This window comes from Paenibacillus sp. FSL R5-0912, from assembly GCF_000758605.1.
Taxonomy (GTDB): domain Bacteria; phylum Bacillota; class Bacilli; order Paenibacillales; family Paenibacillaceae; genus Paenibacillus_AQ.
Map to the genome: position 1 here is coordinate 992,248 of NZ_CP009282.1, position 16,947 is coordinate 1,009,194.

Here is a 16,947-nt window from a genome sequence, read left to right on the forward strand (position 1 = left end):
ATATCGGAAAAAGCCAAACGGGTCTCCAGCTGTTCCTCCAGCACCATAGTTAATCCGTCACAGTAGACCGACTCGAATTCCTGCACTTCCTTACGGTCAAGCTCTTCAATAGTAACATAATGCAGCGGCTGGGATGGGGATATTCAGCAGTCACAGGGACTGTTAGGGATGAATTGAAGATTATAAGGATAACAAAAGATAACGAAAATAACATATTGCTTATTATGTAGTTCTCTTTTTGTTTATTGTTAACGTTTCCGCGACTATTATAGCGCTGAAATATCCGATAAGAAGTGTATTCATTTATTATTTATTGTCTTTATTTGTTCTATTTATAAGGTTATAATTAAGTTATTGCTAACAATAAAATAACAAAATAAAATGATGGAAGCGAATGCTGGAAAAAATTAAAGCGTATGCTTCCGAAGCGAGTTATGCGAAGTGGATTGGAGAAGAATATGCTATCAAAACTTTGAGGAGGACTTATGAAACAACTGCACATCAACCTGACGAACTGGGAATTTAGAGCCTGCGGAGATGAAGCCTGGCTTCCGGCGGTCGTACCGGGAACGGTACATACGGATCTGCTCCGGAATGGAGTGATAGATCAGCCCTTCTATGGAACCAATGAGCATGACCTGCAATGGATCGACAAGAAGAACTGGGAATATAGAACCGCACTTACATTAGAAGAGAAATGGCAGACACTGGCGGTTACGGAGCTGGTATTCGCCGGACTGGATACGTATGCAGATGTGTATGTGAACAATGTGCATGCCCTGTCTGCAGATAATATGTTCCGTTCTTGGACTGTGAATGTGAAGGGGCTTCTGCAGGCTGGAGAGAATGAGATCCGCATCGTATTCCGCTCTGTAGTGACCGAGGATCTGCCGAAGCTGGCCCAGCTGGGCTATGATCTGCCTGCACCGAATGACCAGTCCGAGCTCGGTGGGCTTCAGGAGCAGCGGATCAGTGTGTTTGCCCGCAAAGCGCCGTACCACTATGGATGGGACTGGGGCCCAAGATTCCTGACCAGCGGCATCTGGCGTGAAGCCGTGCTGTGGGGCCGGGACATTGCGGTAATTAAGGATCTGTACATCCGCCAGAATGCGGTGAGTCCGAAGGATGCGCGGCTGACGGCTGTAGTTGAAGTGGATGCTCCGGAAGCTTGGAGCGGCCTGCTGCGGGTAACAGCCGAAGGGCACGAATGGATGAAGGCAGCTTCGCTGGTTCCGGGCAATCAGGTGGTGGAGCTGGAGCTCGTCATCGATACGCCGCGCCTGTGGTGGTGTAACGGGCTGGGTCTACCTGAGTTGTACAATTTCCGTGCAGAGCTGCTGCAGGGAGAGGAAGCGGTGGCCGTGTCGGAAGTTACGACAGGGCTGCGGGAAATTAAGCTGGTCCGTACACCGGATGAGCATGGGGCTTCATTCCGTTTTGAGCTGAATGGTGTACCGGTCTTCGCTAAAGGGTCGAATCATATTCCAAATGATAGCTTCATAACTGAGGTTACGGAGGAACGTTACCGCCATGAGATTGCTACGGCGGTGGAATCCAATATGAATATGCTGCGTGTGTGGGGCGGCGGATTCTATGAAGAGGAGGCGTTCTACCGGCTGTGTGATGAGTACGGGCTGCTGGTCTGGCAGGACTTCATGTTCGCCTGCAGCATGTACCCGGGAGATGAGCCGTTCCTGAACAATATCCGCGAGGAAGCGGTATATAATGTCCGCAGATTGCGGAATCACCCTTCTATTGCTGTATGGTGCGGGAACAATGAGATTGATTCGGCCTGGTCGCAATTCGAGGAGAATATGGGCTGGGGCTGGAAGGAGAAGCTGAGTGCTGAAATCCGCCAGACCTTGTGGGCCGCGTATGAAGAAATCTTCCACAAGATTCTGCCTGACGCTGTTGCTGCCAATCATCCGGGTGTGGATTACTGGCCTTCCTCACCGCTGCGTGAGCTTACCCGCGGTCAGGATCAGCATGCTACGCGGATTATGGGCGAAGGCGATATTCACTACTGGGGAGTATGGCACGGAATCGAGCCATTTGAGAACTATAACCTTAAGGTTGGCCGCTTCATGAGTGAATATGGCTTCCAGTCCTTCCCGGAGCTGAGGTCGGTGCTCAGCTATGCAGAAGAAGCGGATATGGAGCTGGAGTCGAAGGTGATGCTGGCCCATCAAAAGAACGGACGGGGCAATCAGCTGATCAAAGAATACATGGATATGTACCTGCCGCAGCCTAAAGATTTCAGAGGGTTCCTGTACATGAGCCAGGTGCTTCAGGCAGAAGCGATCCGCATCGCGATTGAGAGTCACCGCCGGAACAAGCCTTACTGCATGGGCACGCTGTACTGGCAGATGAATGACTGCTGGCCGGTAGCTTCCTGGGCGGGTATGGATTATTACGGGCGCTGGAAGGCACTGCAATATACTGTGCGCAAATCCTTCAAGGATATACTGCTGTCCATTGACGGCACAGACGGAGAAACCTTAAATATCCACGCTGTCTCCGACCGGCGCCAGGCGCTGGACGGTGAGCTGGTGATCCGTCTTCAGGACTTCAGCGGCGCGCTGCTGCGGGAATGGTCGCAGCCGGTAACTGTGGCTGCGGATTCGGCAGCGGTGGTCTTCACGCTGCCGGTTGCTGAACTGCTGGCAGGCCGCGAGCCGGCTCAAGTGCTGCTGACGGCTTCCCTGCTGGAAGGCGGACAGGTGCTGGAGCGTGGGGAGCATTACTTCGCGGCAGCCAAGGATATCCCGCTTAGCAAGCCGGTGATTACGGTGACGGAAGTTCCAGGCAGCGCCGGGAAGAGCTTCACGCTCAGCAGCGATGTGCTGGCGAGAGGCGTGCATCTGACCGTAGAAGAAGAGGGCATCTTCTCCGACAACTTCTTCGATCTGCTTCCGGGCGAGCCGAAGACGGTAGAGTTTGCGCTTAGCGGCGGTGCGGAGTCTGACTTCACGCCGGCGGCCCCGACGGGGCTGGTGGTCCGCTCGATGGCGGACTATATCTAAAGTAAGAATTAGTTGCGATTAGAATGATTCGCTATCGTGCATCCTTCTATTTCCCGCTGAAACGGATTTCGTCCCTTGATGGGCGGAATCCGTTTTTACGAGGAAAGCGGGCAGGCTTGCGGACTGACAAGACCTTATTGTCTGAAATAAAGCATTATTTCCACGCTTGCGGACTCAGGAGACCTTAATTCCCGCTCAGGAGGCCATTTGGACGATGAAGCGGTGCAATAGGGGCTTTTGAGTCCGCGTGGAAGGAAAAAGTGGTATTTTCAGCGAAATAACGGCTCTCCAGTCCGCTTGGACTTGTCTAGTAAAGATCTAGAATTAAACAGGTTAACTGTAAACAGGCTTAACTTCATTTCACGGAAGCCGGGGCAGAAATGGGCTAATCATCCGCTCATAGATTGACAAGCTATATAACTATGAGCTGCATCGTTCGGGTTTGGCGTCACTTTCATGTTATATTCAGCTTTTTTCTTGCCGGAAAAGCTAGAATTATGTATAATAGCAATTATTATCGATGTGAATGTACGATATTCTGTTTTTGAAGGTGGTTTCATGGCAGAACTGGAAAACAGCGAGCAGAAGAAGAAGATGTGCCAGATCTACAATGAGATCTCCAAGGAATTGTTTGGCTTCGGGACGACCCTGCTCCGCGTTACTGTCGATCAGCGGGTCATTACCTTTCACGCCAAGCACCGCAGGTCTCCACGGTCGACCGCCCTGGAAGGGGAGGCGCCGGAGCTTAAGCAGGAAGTGGACTTCCGGATGTCGCTGCTGTTTAAGAAGAGATTCAAAGAACGGCTTGAAGCAGAGATGGGCTTAACGATTGAGGTTCTGCTGAGGGACTATGATGCACCAACCGGATGGGCTTTTACCAATATGATATTGGCCGGGGAATGAAGCATTTCAGTCATTGAATTCTGAATATCACGGATTTTTGCTTTTGATCTATCTTAAGCGAAGACCGTCCTTCTATAACGGGGTAGCTCTTTCCTTTGTTTATACAAAGAAAGGTGTTCTTGTTCCTACAAGAATGCTTTTCTTTTTTTTGTGAAAAAATAAGGAAAACCAAGTTTTTATTACCAACAGGAGGTGCTGCTGATCCGTTGTCTGCTGCCGATTGCTTAATGGAAGACTGACAGAACATGCCGTATGTATAGGATGACCGCTGGAATTGTACCGCATATATTAATTACATTTGGGAGGTTATTTACTAATGAATAAATTAATGACTACAGGCCTTGCTCTTGCTTTGACTTCTCTGCTTGCCGCTTGCGGCAGCAACAATACCGCTGCGACAAACGGCGCCGGTACGGACAATGCAGCTACACCGGAAGCAACATCTGCGGGTGCGCCAACGGAATTAGTGGTCTCTACCTGGGGATTCTCGGAGGACTTCTTCAAGGAAGCCGTCTACGCTCCGTTTGAGCAAGAGCATAATGTCAAAATCGTCGTCGAGATCGGCAACAACGCCGAGCGTCTGAACAAAATCCGCCAGGGCAGCTCCGATGTGGATGTAGTCTACCTGTCTGATTATTATGCGCAGCAGGCTATCAATGAGGGACTGTTCGAAACGATTGACCGCAGCAATATTCCAAACATCGATAAGATCTATGATATCGCCAAAGCGCCGCTCGGTGAAGAATATGGTCCGGCATATACCGTTGGCCGGCTGGGAATTGCCTATAACCCGGCACTTGTTGAAGGAGAAGTCGGTTCATGGGCAGATATGTGGAGTAAGTTCGACAAGAACCTGGCGCTGCCGGCGATTACTGCCACAGCGGGTCCAATGATTGTGGATGCGGCATCGCTCGTGTCGGGCGGTACCGAGTTCAATGAAGACGGAGCCTTCACGAAGCTGAAGGAGCTGGACAGCAATGTGGTCAAATATTACTCCCAGACTTCGGAGTATGTAAATATGTTCGGCCAGGAGGAAATTGCCGGCGGTCCGATTATGGAAATGTACTTCAAGGATCTCCAGGCAGCCGTGCCGGATGCCAAGTTCGTAGCACCGTCTGAAGGTGCTTATGCCGTAATGAATACGCTCAACGTGGTCAAAGGCAGTGACAACAAGGAGCTTGCTGAAGAGTTCATCAACTGGCAGCTGAGCCAGGAAGTGCAGGAGAAATCGGCCAAAGCCAAAGTCGATTCCCCGGTAAACACAGAAGTTGTGCTGACGGATGAAGAAGCAGTAGGCGTAACGTACGGTGCAGAGGTAATCAGCAAGCTGCGCAAGCTGGACATGTCCTTCGTGAACGAGCATATCTCCGTGTGGACAGACCGCTTCAACCGTGAGATTGGCGGCTAAGGATGACAGGGCGTAAAAAAGTCATTCTCGATGTAGACACAGGGGTGGATGACGCGCTGGCAATTATGCTGGCCGTCACGAGCGGACAGCTCGACATCCTGGGAATTACCACGGTCAGCGGCAATGTCTCGCTGGATCAGGCGACCCTGAATACCTGCAAAATTCTGGAGCTGCTCGGCGTGTCCGGGCAGATTCCGGTCTTCCGCGGAGCGGACAAGCCGCTAATCCGTGATACGGTGTTCGAACACCGTGTACACGGCTCTGATGGCATCGGCGGTGCACTGCGCGATATGACGGTAACGAAGCAGGGGGAAGCAGAGCGGGCGGAGGACTTCATCATCCGCCAGGTGCTGGCACATTCCGGTGAGGTCACGCTGATTATGACCGCGCCGCTGACCAATCTGGCGCGTGCGCTGCACAAATGCCCGGAGCTTACGCAGCATGCCGCCGAGGTGATTGTGATGGGCGGTGTGGTGCAGGGCTTCGGCAATATTACGCCGACTGCGGAATACAACATGTACGTCGATCCGGAGGCGGGCAAGCTGGTGCTGGCTGCGGGCTTCCCGCAGCTGACGCTGGTCGGGCTGGATGTAACCCGCCGGGCGCTGCTTAGCGCGGAGGATATCGCGAAGCTGCGCATTCCGGCGGTTCGCGAATATGTGGAGCAGAGTACGGCGGACTACCGTACGCGTTATTTTGAACGCAACGGGGTGCAGGCCTGTGCGCTGCATGATCCGCTGGCGGTGGGTGTGGCGCTGAACCGGGGGTTTGTTACCGTGCAGAAGTATTATGTGGACGTGGAAACCCGCAGCGAGCTATGCGATGGGCAGACGGTCTGCGATTTCCAGAACAGGCTGAACAAGCCGGCCAACGCCGGGGTCTGTCTTGAGGTGGACGCGCCGGCTTTTCTGGAGTACTTCATTAATAGCCTGAATAGCTTAAATCAAGAGCCGAAGAAGGACGGGAGTCATGAGAATGAATAAAAGAGTGCTGCTTCTCCTGCTGCCGGGCCTCTTATTCCTGGCGGTCTTCATGCTGGTCCCAATCACGCTGACCATAGCCTCCACCTTTGTGCAGGACGGCAAGCTGACGCTGGAAGGGTATTTGTATTTTTTTCGCGACGGGTACTTTAACCGCATCCTGCTGACTACGCTACGGGTAAGTGTGGTGACTACGCTGGTCTGCATGGTGCTCGGGTATCCGGCGGCTTATTATATCTCGCGGGCCAGCGCGCGTAAGAAGAGCCTTCTGCTTGCGCTGTCGATTTTTCCGCTGCTGACCAGTCCCGTTGTGCGTTCGTTCAGCTGGATGATTATTCTCGGCAAAAAAGGGCTGATCAACTCGTTCCTGGTGAACACGGGATTGACCGCGAAGCCGCTCGACATTCTGTATACACCGACCGCGATGATGATTGGGCTGGTGCATCTGTTCCTGCCGCTGATTATTATTACGCTGCTGGGCGTAATGGAGAATCTGGACCATGAGCTGGTCCGGGCGGCGCGCAGTCTTGGAGCTTCCCCGTTTGCCGCGTTCCGCAAAATCACCTTCCCGCTGACCGTGCCGGGGCTGATCATCGGCGGCATTCTGGTCTTCGTCGGCAGCCTCACGGCTTATACTACGCCGGCGCTGCTCGGCGGTAAGGAACGGGTGGTCTCCACCTTTCTGTATCAGAACGCGATGACGCTGAATGACTGGCAGGCTGCTTCGGTGATCGCGGTAATTATGATCGTTATTACATTTGTGGTGGTCGGGCTGATGAATGCCTGGGCTAACCGCTTGAATCCGAAGGGGTGAGAATATGAAGGAAGGCAACCGCATGCTGTCCCTGTACACGCTGCTGGTCTTTATTTTTCTTCTGGGTCCGCTCGTGATCATCTCTATTACTTCCTTTGAGCCGGGCACGGTCCTGAAATTCCCCCCGGAGGGCTTTTCGCTGAAGTGGTATAAGAACATCTTTGAGGTCAGCGCCTTTATGGAGACCTTCAGGACTTCCATTGTCATCTCGCTGCTCGGCAATCTGCTGGCGCTCCTGCTGGGTGTGCCTGCGGCTTACGCACTGAGCCGTTACCGGTTCCGCGGGCGGGACACGCTGAATGCGGTCTTCCTGTCGCCGGTGCTGATTCCCGGGATTGTGCTGGGCTTCACGCTGCTGCGTTATCTGATTGTGGTGTACAATCTGCCGATTGTGGCGGGGCTGCTGATCGGACATACGGTGATTATGCTGCCTTTTATTATCCGGGTGATTGCTTCGAGTCTGGAGAATTTCGATTTCGCGGTGGAAGAGGCGGCGCAGAGCCTGGGGGCGACCCGAGTATACACTTTCTTCAAAGTCGTGCTGCCCAATATCCGCTCAGGAATTCTGGCGGCGATTCTGATCGCTTTCCTGGAGTCGTTCAACAATGTGGATATCTCCGTGTTCATGACGGGGCCGGGTATCAGTACCCTGCCGATTCAAATGCTGACCTATGTGCAAAATTACTTCGATCCCACGATTGCCGCGATTTCGGTCATTCTGATGGTGCTCACGGCAGCACTGATGTTCATCATCGAGCGGCTGATGGGCTTCGCCTATTTCACCAAACGATAACCTATTCAATGATAATGGGGGCCTAGAGCAATGTCACTACTCAGTCTTGAACATGTATCGGTTGCTTATGACAACCGTTTGATCTTAGAGGATTTCAACCTGTCGCTGCAAAAGGGCCAGCTGCTCTCCCTGCTCGGACCCAGCGGCTGCGGCAAAACAACAACCCTGCGGCTGATCGCCGGATTCCTGAATGCTGAGGCGGGGAACTTCATGTTCTCCGGCAAGGATTACACCAAGGTTCCGGTGGAGAAAAGGAATTTCGGCTTCGTGTTCCAGAGCTATGCGCTGTTCCCGCATCTATCGGTCTATGACAATGTGGCGTTCGGCCTGCGGCTGCGCAAGCTGAAGGAAGCGGAGGTCAAAAAGCGGGTGAACCGGATGCTGGAGACGGTCAGTCTGGGCGGTTTTGAGAAAAGACTGCCGGGTGCCCTGTCCGGCGGTCAGCGCCAGCGGGTAGCGATTGCCCGGGCGCTCGTCATCGAGCCGGATCTGCTGCTGTTCGATGAGCCGCTGAGCAATCTCGATGCCAATCTGCGGGTCAACATGCGGGTGGAGATCCGCCGTATCCAGCAGGAGCTGGGCATCACCACCGTCTACGTCTCCCATGACCAGGAGGAATGCTTCTCCATCTCCGATCAGGTCGCTGTTATGAATAACGGGAAGATCGAGCAGCTGGACCATCCGGCGAATATCTTCAAATATCCGGCCAGTGAATTCGTAGCCCGCTTTATCGGGTTCGGGAATTTTATTGCTTTTGACGGCCGGAATGATGAAGGTTCGGATATAGAGCTGAGCAGGGGTGAGCTGAAGTTCCAGGCGGCTAAGCGGCCGGGCGGCGAGGGGAATACCGGACTGCTCGGAGCGATTCGGCCCGACGATCTGCAGCTGCTTGGCGGCGTGGCGGATACGGGCACAGGCATGGAGGGGAATGCTTTGACCGGCAAGGTTCAGGTCAGCACGTACCTCGGCCGCAGCTACCAGTATCAGGTAGAGACGGAGCTTGGGGTATTCACGGTCAATCAGGAGATGGAGCAGCCGTTCATTCAGGGACAGCAGGTCACGGTTTATTTTCCAAAAGAGAAGCTGGTGCTGGTGCAGTAGCGCGTCATAAGGAGCATACACGATGAATACAGATCAACTTATACTGAACGCTAAGGTCTACAACAGTTACTATAAAAGGTTTATGGCGGCGAATGTGGCCGTGAAGGAAGGACGCTTTCTCTATGTTGGTCCTCTTGGCGCAGAGACGTTTGTGGCCGCTGAGACCATTGATGCTAAGGGGCAGTACCTGGTGCCCGGGCTCATTGATATCCATCTGCATATCGAGAGCACAATGATTACACCGGAAACCTTCTCCTACGGCATTCTGCAGCACGGGGTAACCACGATTGTTCCTGAGCCGCATGAGATGGCCAATGTATTCGGGGTAGAGGGCGTCCATGAGATGATCCGGGCCAGCCGGGATTGCCAGGTGGACATGTTCTATGCGATTCCGAGCTCGGTGCCGGCGACAACGCTTGAGACTACGGGCGGCTCCATTGAGATCTCTGATATCGACGAGCTGATGGAGACGCAGCGGATGATCTGCCTGGGCGAGGTCATGAACTTTGTGGATGTGATCCGTGATCCTGAGGGGAAAAGCAACCGTATCCTCCAGCATGTCCGCAGCCGCTATCCGGGACTTGTGATTGAAGGGCATACGCCGAAGCTGCTGGACCTCGATCTGCACCGCCTGATCTATGCGGGGATTGATTCCGATCATACCCATCAGAGTATCGAAGGGCTGACCGCACGGATCGCGGCCGGGATGTTCATCGAGATCCAGGAGAAATCGATGACACCTGAAGTCGTGGAGTATCTGATCGGTCATCCGGTCAGTGAGCATTTCTGCTTCGTGACGGATGATGTCATGACCGATTCGCTGGTGCAGACCGGCCACCTGGACCATCTGGTCCGCAAAGCCATCGCCATGGGCATGACGCCGGAAGACGCAGTCTATGCGGCTACGTTCACCCCGGCGCGGAGGATGAAGCTGGATGACCGCGGCGTGATCGCACCGAACAAAACCGCCGATTACCTCCTGCTGTCCGATCTGGACAGCTTCGCGATTGAGGCGGTGTACAAGCGGGGCTTGCAGGTCTTTGACCGCAAGCGCCCGCAGGCACAGGTCATGAGTGAGCCGCAGTTCCCGGCTCACTTCTATAAGAGTGTGCAGCTGGAGCCGCTGGCGGAGGCTGACTTCACGGTGCCTGCTGCGCTAACGGACGGCCGCTACGGCGCCCGCGTGATGATGGTCAACAACGTGTCCACGTTTACCGAGGAGAAGCATGTGGAGGCCGGAGTGAAGGACGGCCTGCTGCAGTGGGAGGAGACCGGCTGCGGTCTCATCGCGACCTTCGAGCGGTACGGCAAGAACGGCAACCGCGCCTTTGGCCTGATCGGCGGAGACACGATCAAGCGCGGCGCGATCGCGACGACGTATTCGCACGACAACCACAATCTGCTGGTTGTCGGACATAATGCGGCGGACATGGTGCTGGCCGCCAATACGGTCATCGCGGAGCAAGGCGGCTTCTGCGTCGTCTGCGATGGCGAGGTGCTGGCGCTGCTGGCGCTGCCGGTCGGCGGCATCCTGACCGAGGCGCCGCTGGCCGAGACTGCGGAGCAGGTGCTCGCGCTGCGCACGGCGATGGAATTGCTGGGCTATAATCACTACAACCCGATTATGTCCATCAGCACCCACTCGCTGCCGGTCAGCCCGGCGCTGAAGATTACGGACCACGGCCTGATCGATGTCGGAGCCGGCAAGGTCGTGCCGCTGCTCTTCCCGCTTGGGGACGAGTGAGGGGAGCCGGGATTGCGGTGGGATTAGGCTGAAGAGTTGGCAGAGTAGCTAGCGGATAGGCTGGCGGAAAGGCTGGCAGAGAAGGGTGTCCCGGTGGGATGCCCTTCTTTGTTATTTAGCAGTACCTCTGTATTCACCGCCGGAAGTGGGCTGGATGGAGGAATGAAAGGGATAAATCCCACTAATTCTGCCGGAAGTGGGCTGGATGGAGGAATGAAAGGGATAAATCCCACTAAATCCGCAAGAAGTAGGCTGGATGGGGAAATGAAATAGTCGAAAGTGGGCGGCAGGCAGGGATGAGGAGCAAAAGTGCCCCTGAATCCGCCGAAAGTGGCGACAGGCGTTAATGAGGAGCAAAGTACCTTTGGTTTCACCAGGCGTAGGCCATATAGGGATCGCCAGTGGAGTGAAGTGGACTGACAAGCCCTTATTTACTGGAAAAGCCTAGTTTTGAGACGGATGCGGACTGAGATTCCGTTAACTTGTGACTTCGAGCTTAAAACGTGGCATATGCGGACACATAGCGGAATCTCAGTCCGATTGGCCAGCGATTTCGTCTGATCTGACCAAATAACGGAATCTCAGTCCTCTTGCTAGTCGAGGAGTGGCAAAGCCTTAGTAAGTCCCGCCAAATCCGCCAACTCCCGCCAATCCCGCCGTCCCCCCATTCCCCGCCAAGTTCCGCTAAGCCCCAGCTCCCGCAAGCCGCAACTCCCGTCAATCCCCGCCGTTCCGCTAAGCACCGCTAAGCCCCAGCTCCCGCAAGCCGCAACTCCCCCCATTCCCCGCCAAGTCCCGCTAAGCACCGCTAAGCCCCAGCTCCCGCAAGCCGCAACTCCCGTCAAGCCTCTGCCAAGCCGCCGCTCCCGCAGCACCGGCCAAGCCCTCACCCATACTTTAAACTTCGCCCTTTTTTGCCCAACGAACGGTTTTGTACCTGAACACCCGGGCAGGAGCGGGTTTTAGCATACATACCTGGCGAGCGGGGTTTTTAGTGTAACCTATATTGTATATAATGGAAGCAATGTTTGATTTCGGAGGAGGTGCTCGGGGTGACGGAGACGGAGCGGTTGAACGGGCCGGAGAATGTGGAGCAGCGGGGAGAGCGGGGAGGGTCTGGAATGCGGGGGAAGCCGGGAAAACGGAAGAAGCTCACGCTGGGCCGGATCTTCCTGATTATTTTTCTATTGGGGCTTGCGGTTTACCATGTGGGGACGATCGTACAGATGTTCACTTCCTTCGAGGCAAGGGTGTCCAGCCGCATCAGCCTGCAGGATATCACCTCGATAGAAATTACCCGGTCTTTGCCGGAAACAGCTGATGACGTCGTGGTCACGGTGACCGATCCGGCAGAAATCGCGGGGATCATGAATGCTTTTGCCGGCGTGAAGTTAAGAAGCTCTTATGCTTCGCATGATTTCACCAGAAGCTATTGGATTCATATCGATGTGAACAAATACTACCGATTCTCGATTAGAGTGGATGACGCCAAGTATATCTCGATCGGTGACTCCTCCCGGCGAGACAAGTACAGCAACGGATCTTTTAAAATCATCAACGATTATGACATCGGGTCGATCGACCGCTTGTTTCCGTAAGAATCCGCCGCTTCCGGTTGACTTGCGTAGGACCCGCCCCTATGATGATAAATAATATGTAACATTAGGCTCGTACACAGAGGAGAGAAACAGCATGGCTATGGAAATTGAACGCAAATTCCTGCTGCCGGAATACCCGGAGCGGCTGATTGAAGAAGGGCAGCTGAAGGTGCTCACCCGGCACAGCATTGACCAGACCTATCTGGCTATTGAGGACGGACAGGAGCTGCGGGTGCGCAAAATTACCGATCTGGACACGGGCGAAGTTACTTACACTCATACGTTCAAGGATGGCAAGGGCATCAGCCGCCAGGAGATCGAATATTCCATCTCGGCAGGTTTATATAATCAGATGATCGAGGCTGTGAAGGCTGTAGCACTGGTCAAAACCCGCATTACAGGCGAATGGAACGATACCACGGTGGAGATTGATCTCTACACACAGCTGGAGCTTACGGTGCTGGAGGTTGAATTCGATTCGCTGGAGGAAGCGGAGAGCTTCATCGCCCCGGAATGGTTCGGCCAGGATGTCAGCACAGAGAAGAAGTACAGCAACAAAACCGTCTGGAAGCAGCTGCAGAACAAATAGTGGCCATAGGCATCATGCGGTGAATAGGATACGGGCGAAACTTGGCTTCATTTTATGAGAAACGCTAATAATTAACGGACTTTAACGCGTAAACGTGTTACTATGTAAAGTAAAATTAAACACCATATAAGCTGAACTTAAGAATGATGGCGAGTATTGTTATAGGGTCAGTTAATATCAGCAGGTTAAATAAAGAGGGGTTCAGGAGGATGAGGCGGTATGGAGTATGTAAGCACAAGAGGCAAGGTGGAAGCAAGAGGCTTTATTGACACGGTTCTGATGGGGCTGGCGGATGATGGCGGGTTGATGGTGCCTTTTCAGATTCCTGCGGTTTCCCCTGCAAAGCTTGAAGAATGGAGAAGCCTCAGCTTCCAGGAGCTGTTCCTTGAGATTTTCTCCTACTATACCAATGATGAAATTCCCTATGATGACTTGAAAGAAATGGTCTACACCAGCTACGGCAATTTCCGAGCTCCGGAAGTCACGCCGCTGCACAAAGTAAACGACTCCCTGTATGTGCTGGAGCTGTTCCACGGGCCTACGTTTGCCTTCAAGGATGTGGCGCTGCAGTTCATGGGTGAGCTGTATTCCTATATTGCCAAGGTGCGGGGCGAAATTATTCATATTCTCGGCGCAACCTCGGGCGATACCGGTGCGGCTGCAATCCAGGGTGTTCGCGGCAAGGAAGGCATCAAGATCTGTATTCTTCATCCGCATGGCAAGGTCAGCAAGGTGCAGGAGCTGCAAATGACGACCGTGGATGACAGCAACGTGCTGAACCTGTCCGTGGAGGGCAACTTCGACGATTGCCAGAAGATCATCAAGGAGCTGTTCGCCGACCTCGACTTCAAGGGACGGTATCACCTGCGGGCGATCAACTCGATCAACTTCGTGCGAATTCTGGCACAGACGGTCTATTATTTCTATGCCTACCTGCAGCTTCCGGAGAGTGACAAGAAGAAGGTGAATATCAGCGTGCCTTCGGGGAACTTCGGCAATATTTTCTCAGGCTTCCTGGCGCAGAAAATGGGGCTGCCGATCCACAAGCTGATCATCGCCACCAATGAGAACAACATTCTCGAACGGTTCGTGTTAACCGGCGAATACAAACCGGGCAGCTTCACAGGCACCTATAGCCCGTCGATGGATATCCAGGTAGCAAGCAACTTCGAGCGTTATCTGTATTATTTGCTCGGTGAGGATACAGTGAAGCTGTCCGAATATATGGCAGCGTTGCAGAGTGAAGGCGCCATTACGGTTGACGGCGAGCTGTTTGCCCGGGTGCAGGCCGACTTCTCCGCGCTCGGCGTTAAGAACGCACAGTGCCTCGAGATCATTGCCAAATATGAGCAGGAATCCGGCTACCTGCTGGACCCGCATACGGCCTGCGGCGTTGCGGCTTACGAGAAGTTCAGCACAGCAGATGAGACAAGCATCGCCTTCGCGACAGCGCATCCCGCCAAGTTTGACGAGGCGATTGCCCTGACCGGCATCAAGCAGGAATTCCCGGCGCAGATTGCTGCCCTGTTCGAGCAGCCGCAGCATCAGGTCGTGGTCGATCATGATAAGGCGGAGATTGTGCGCCAGCTGCAGGCTTTTTACGGTTAAAATGGCCTGCGGGTCGGGTAGTGGCCCGCCGCCTGAATATTAACAAACAACCCGGGCTCCCAGTAGAGCCCGGGTTGTTTGTTGTACTGTTATAGGCCTCACGCTGCGGATGAACACCGTATAGACGATGCATAAAAGACTGCATAAGAGGCGAAGCGGCTGCATTTATGCAGGTGCTTTTTTTCACAAGCGGAATCTAGCGGAATTTGTCGGAAATTACAGATGAAAAGTGGACATACCTACCACGGAATGAGAAAATAGCAGTTATAGCTCAGTATAACAAGCAGAAATGTAAATGCCGTCCTTCACAGGACGACGATATACGTTTCAGCGGGAAATAGAAGGAAAAGTATATCATGTGAAGCAGATGAAATCTTATATCTACAAAAAGGACGGGATCATTCATGACAATTCGTTTCGGGGTCGTAGGCACTAACTGGATTACTGACCGCTTCGTTCAAGCCGGACTGGAGAATGAGGAATTTATCCTCACAGCCGTGTATTCCCGCACTGAGGAGAAGGGACGGGCTTTTGCCGCAAAATATGCAGGGGCATCGATCTATACGGATCTGGAGGAGATGGTAACCGGCGCAGAGGTGGACGCGGTTTATATCGCCAGCCCCAATTCGATGCATGCGGAGCAGTCCCTGATCTGTCTGAACCATGGCAAGCATGTGATCTGCGAGAAGCCGGCTGCCTCCAACAGCAGAGAGCTGAAGGCGATGATTGACGCGGCGCGCAGCAATGATGTGCTGCTGATGGAAGCGATGAAATCGACCTTTATGCCGAATTTTGGCGTAATCCGGGATAATTTATATAAGCTGGGTCAAGTGCGGCGATATTTCGCCGGGTATTGTCAATACTCATCGAGGTACGATGCTTACCGTCAGGGGACAGTGCTGAACGCCTTCAATCCGGAATATTCGAACGGCTCGCTGATGGACCTGGGCATCTATTGCCTGTATCCCATGGTGGCTTTATTCGGCAAGCCGGATTCGGTCAAGGCAGTGGGCATGTTGCTCTCCTCCGGAGTGGACGGCGAAGGCAGCATGGTGATGCGTTATCCGGATATGGATGCCGTGGTTATGCATTCCAAGATTGCCGACTCTTATCTGCCGGCTGAGATTCAGGGCGAGAACGGGACGATGGTCATCGACAAGATCAACCAGCCGTATCAGGTCAAAATCCATTACCGTGACGGCACCATCGAAGAGCTTACGCTGCCGCAGGTGTTCGAGCCGATGTATTATGAGATTCAGGAGTTCATTCATCTGTTGAAAAGCGGCCAGCGGGAGAGCGGAATTAACAGCCACGCGAATTCCCTGGCGGTCGCCGAGCTGATGGAAGATGCCAGAGCGCAGATGGGTCTGCGCTACGCCTCAGATCTATAGCTGTACGGGCATGTACGGCCTGAATTAGGATGTACGACTGGAAAAGGGGAGCGGAACTTGAAAACTTTCAAAAAGGTATACATCGAGATTACAAGCGTCTGCAACCTGGCCTGCAGCTTCTGTCCGCCAACCGAGCGGCAGAAGAATTTCATGAAGCTGGAGACGTTCCATACCATACTCGATGAGATTAAACCGCATAGCAATCATATCTACCTGCATGTCAAAGGCGAACCGCTGCTCCATCCGAAGCTTGGTGAGCTGCTGGATGCAGCGCATGCCAAAGGCTTCAAGGTCAACATCACGACTAACGGGACGCTGATCCATAAGGCGGGGCCGAAGCTGCTGGGCAAGCCGGCATTGCGGCAGATGAACTTCTCGCTGCACAGCTTCGACGGCCACGCAGGCTCCGAGAACCGCGAAGGCTATGTGTCGGAGATTATTCATTTCGTCCGGGAGATATCCGCCCAGGGCGTCATTGTCTCGTTCCGGCTGTGGAACCTGACGGAGGACAACCGGACGAATCTGGAGAAAAGCCGCAACCGCGAGACGCTGGCTCTGCTGGAGGAGGCCTTCGGGCTCGACTACCGGATCGAAGAGAAGGTTGTCCCCGGCAGCGGGGTGAAGATTGCCCCGCGTGTCTATCTGAACCAGGATCACGAGTTCAGATGGCCGGCTCTTCATGAGCCGGAGGACGACGGCAAGGGCTTCTGCCATGCGCTGCGCAGCCAGGCGGCGGTGCTGGTGGACGGCACGGTTGTGCCGTGCTGTCTCGATGGCGAAGGGGTAATCAACCTTGGCAACATTCACGAGACGCCGTTCTCCGAGATTGTTGAGGGTGAGCGGGCGAACAACCTGTTCTATGGCTTCTCCCGCCGTGAAGCGGTGGAGGAGCTGTGCCGCAAATGCGGGTACCGGCAGCGGTTCGGAACTTAGCGGGATAGCGGGTGCTGGTGAATACAGGAAGCTGCCCCAGGGGAAGTTAAGCTTATATCTGG

General features: G+C 53.9%; 14 protein-coding genes. 13 read left to right on the forward strand and 1 reads right to left on the reverse strand.

Translation table 11 applies throughout. The features are described from left to right. Positions 1–485: 485 nt before the first annotated feature. From R50912_RS04285 to R50912_RS04320, 8 genes are all read left to right on the forward strand, one after another. Positions 486–3,023: a beta-mannosidase gene (locus R50912_RS04285; RefSeq protein ID WP_042232676.1), complete on the forward strand. Its 2,538-nt coding sequence runs from the start codon at positions 486–488 to the stop codon at positions 3,021–3,023. Positions 3,024–3,581: 558 nt separating this feature from the next. Next, positions 3,582–3,926 (forward strand): hypothetical protein, encoded by a 345-nt coding sequence (locus tag R50912_RS04290; protein WP_039310202.1) that lies wholly within the window; start codon positions 3,582–3,584, stop codon positions 3,924–3,926. A gap of 316 nt (positions 3,927–4,242) precedes the next feature. Then, a complete protein-coding gene (locus tag R50912_RS04295; RefSeq protein ID WP_042232678.1) occupies positions 4,243–5,334 on the forward strand; it encodes an ABC transporter substrate-binding protein in 1,092 nt (363 codons plus the stop codon). Positions 5,335–5,336: 2 nt separating this feature from the next. Further along, complete coding sequence (locus R50912_RS04300; protein WP_042232679.1) at positions 5,337–6,317, forward strand: nucleoside hydrolase; 981 nt, start codon at positions 5,337–5,339, stop codon at positions 6,315–6,317. Then, the gene (locus R50912_RS04305; protein ID WP_042232681.1) at positions 6,310–7,128 is read left to right on the forward strand and encodes an ABC transporter permease; all 819 of its coding nucleotides are present in this window, start codon (positions 6,310–6,312) and stop codon (positions 7,126–7,128) included. The genes R50912_RS04300 and R50912_RS04305 overlap by 8 nt, the downstream gene beginning before the upstream one ends. A gap of 4 nt (positions 7,129–7,132) precedes the next feature. Then, complete coding sequence (locus R50912_RS04310) at positions 7,133–7,921, forward strand: ABC transporter permease (protein WP_039310212.1); 789 nt, start codon at positions 7,133–7,135, stop codon at positions 7,919–7,921. Positions 7,922–7,951: 30 nt separating this feature from the next. Continuing rightward, complete coding sequence (locus R50912_RS04315) at positions 7,952–9,022, forward strand: ABC transporter ATP-binding protein (RefSeq protein WP_042232683.1); 1,071 nt, start codon at positions 7,952–7,954, stop codon at positions 9,020–9,022. Positions 9,023–9,044: 22 nt separating this feature from the next. Continuing rightward, positions 9,045–10,766 (forward strand): adenine deaminase C-terminal domain-containing protein, encoded by a 1,722-nt coding sequence (locus tag R50912_RS04320; RefSeq protein ID WP_042232684.1) that lies wholly within the window; start codon positions 9,045–9,047, stop codon positions 10,764–10,766. Between the two features lie 593 nt (positions 10,767–11,359). On the opposite strand, the gene R50912_RS04325 is transcribed toward R50912_RS04320, so the two are convergent. Continuing rightward, positions 11,360–11,641, reverse strand: coding sequence for a hypothetical protein (locus tag R50912_RS04325; protein ID WP_042232686.1), 282 nt, complete (start codon positions 11,639–11,641; stop codon positions 11,360–11,362). Between the two features lie 177 nt (positions 11,642–11,818). Between R50912_RS04325 and R50912_RS04330 the strand changes: the two genes are divergently transcribed. The 5 genes from R50912_RS04330 to R50912_RS04350 all read left to right on the forward strand — a co-directional run bounded on the left by R50912_RS04330 (position 11,819) and on the right by R50912_RS04350 (position 16,885). Continuing rightward, positions 11,819–12,364: a hypothetical protein gene (locus tag R50912_RS04330; protein WP_042232688.1), complete on the forward strand. Its 546-nt coding sequence runs from the start codon at positions 11,819–11,821 to the stop codon at positions 12,362–12,364. Between the two features lie 94 nt (positions 12,365–12,458). Beyond that, positions 12,459–12,953: a CYTH domain-containing protein gene (locus R50912_RS04335; RefSeq protein WP_042232689.1), complete on the forward strand. Its 495-nt coding sequence runs from the start codon at positions 12,459–12,461 to the stop codon at positions 12,951–12,953. Between the two features lie 219 nt (positions 12,954–13,172). Beyond that, positions 13,173–14,561, forward strand: coding sequence for a threonine synthase (gene thrC / locus R50912_RS04340; protein ID WP_042232691.1), 1,389 nt, complete (start codon positions 13,173–13,175; stop codon positions 14,559–14,561). Positions 14,562–14,965: 404 nt separating this feature from the next. Further along, entirely contained in the window at positions 14,966–15,952 is a 987-nt protein-coding gene (locus tag R50912_RS04345) for a Gfo/Idh/MocA family protein (protein ID WP_042232693.1), read from the forward strand. Between the two features lie 57 nt (positions 15,953–16,009). Then, the gene (locus tag R50912_RS04350) at positions 16,010–16,885 is read left to right on the forward strand and encodes a radical SAM/SPASM domain-containing protein (RefSeq protein ID WP_042232695.1); all 876 of its coding nucleotides are present in this window, start codon (positions 16,010–16,012) and stop codon (positions 16,883–16,885) included. Positions 16,886–16,947 lie beyond the last annotated feature (62 nt).

What these genes read in the sequence shown, in the direction of transcription:
- R50912_RS04285 (WP_042232676.1), top strand. Translation starts at nt 486, where the DNA reads ATGAAACAACTGCACATCAACCTGACGAACTGGGAATTTAGAGCCTGC.
- R50912_RS04290 (WP_039310202.1), top strand. Translation starts at nt 3,582, where the DNA reads ATGGCAGAACTGGAAAACAGCGAGCAGAAGAAGAAGATGTGCCAGATC.
- R50912_RS04295 (WP_042232678.1), top strand. Translation starts at nt 4,243, where the DNA reads ATGAATAAATTAATGACTACAGGCCTTGCTCTTGCTTTGACTTCTCTG.
- R50912_RS04300 (WP_042232679.1), top strand. Translation starts at nt 5,337, where the DNA reads ATGACAGGGCGTAAAAAAGTCATTCTCGATGTAGACACAGGGGTGGAT.
- R50912_RS04305 (WP_042232681.1), top strand. Translation starts at nt 6,310, where the DNA reads ATGAATAAAAGAGTGCTGCTTCTCCTGCTGCCGGGCCTCTTATTCCTG.
- R50912_RS04310 (WP_039310212.1), top strand. Translation starts at nt 7,133, where the DNA reads ATGAAGGAAGGCAACCGCATGCTGTCCCTGTACACGCTGCTGGTCTTT.
- R50912_RS04315 (WP_042232683.1), top strand. Translation starts at nt 7,952, where the DNA reads ATGTCACTACTCAGTCTTGAACATGTATCGGTTGCTTATGACAACCGT.
- R50912_RS04320 (WP_042232684.1), top strand. Translation starts at nt 9,045, where the DNA reads ATGAATACAGATCAACTTATACTGAACGCTAAGGTCTACAACAGTTAC.
- R50912_RS04335 (WP_042232689.1), top strand. Translation starts at nt 12,459, where the DNA reads ATGGCTATGGAAATTGAACGCAAATTCCTGCTGCCGGAATACCCGGAG.
- thrC (WP_042232691.1), top strand. Translation starts at nt 13,173, where the DNA reads ATGGAGTATGTAAGCACAAGAGGCAAGGTGGAAGCAAGAGGCTTTATT.
- R50912_RS04345 (WP_042232693.1), top strand. Translation starts at nt 14,966, where the DNA reads ATGACAATTCGTTTCGGGGTCGTAGGCACTAACTGGATTACTGACCGC.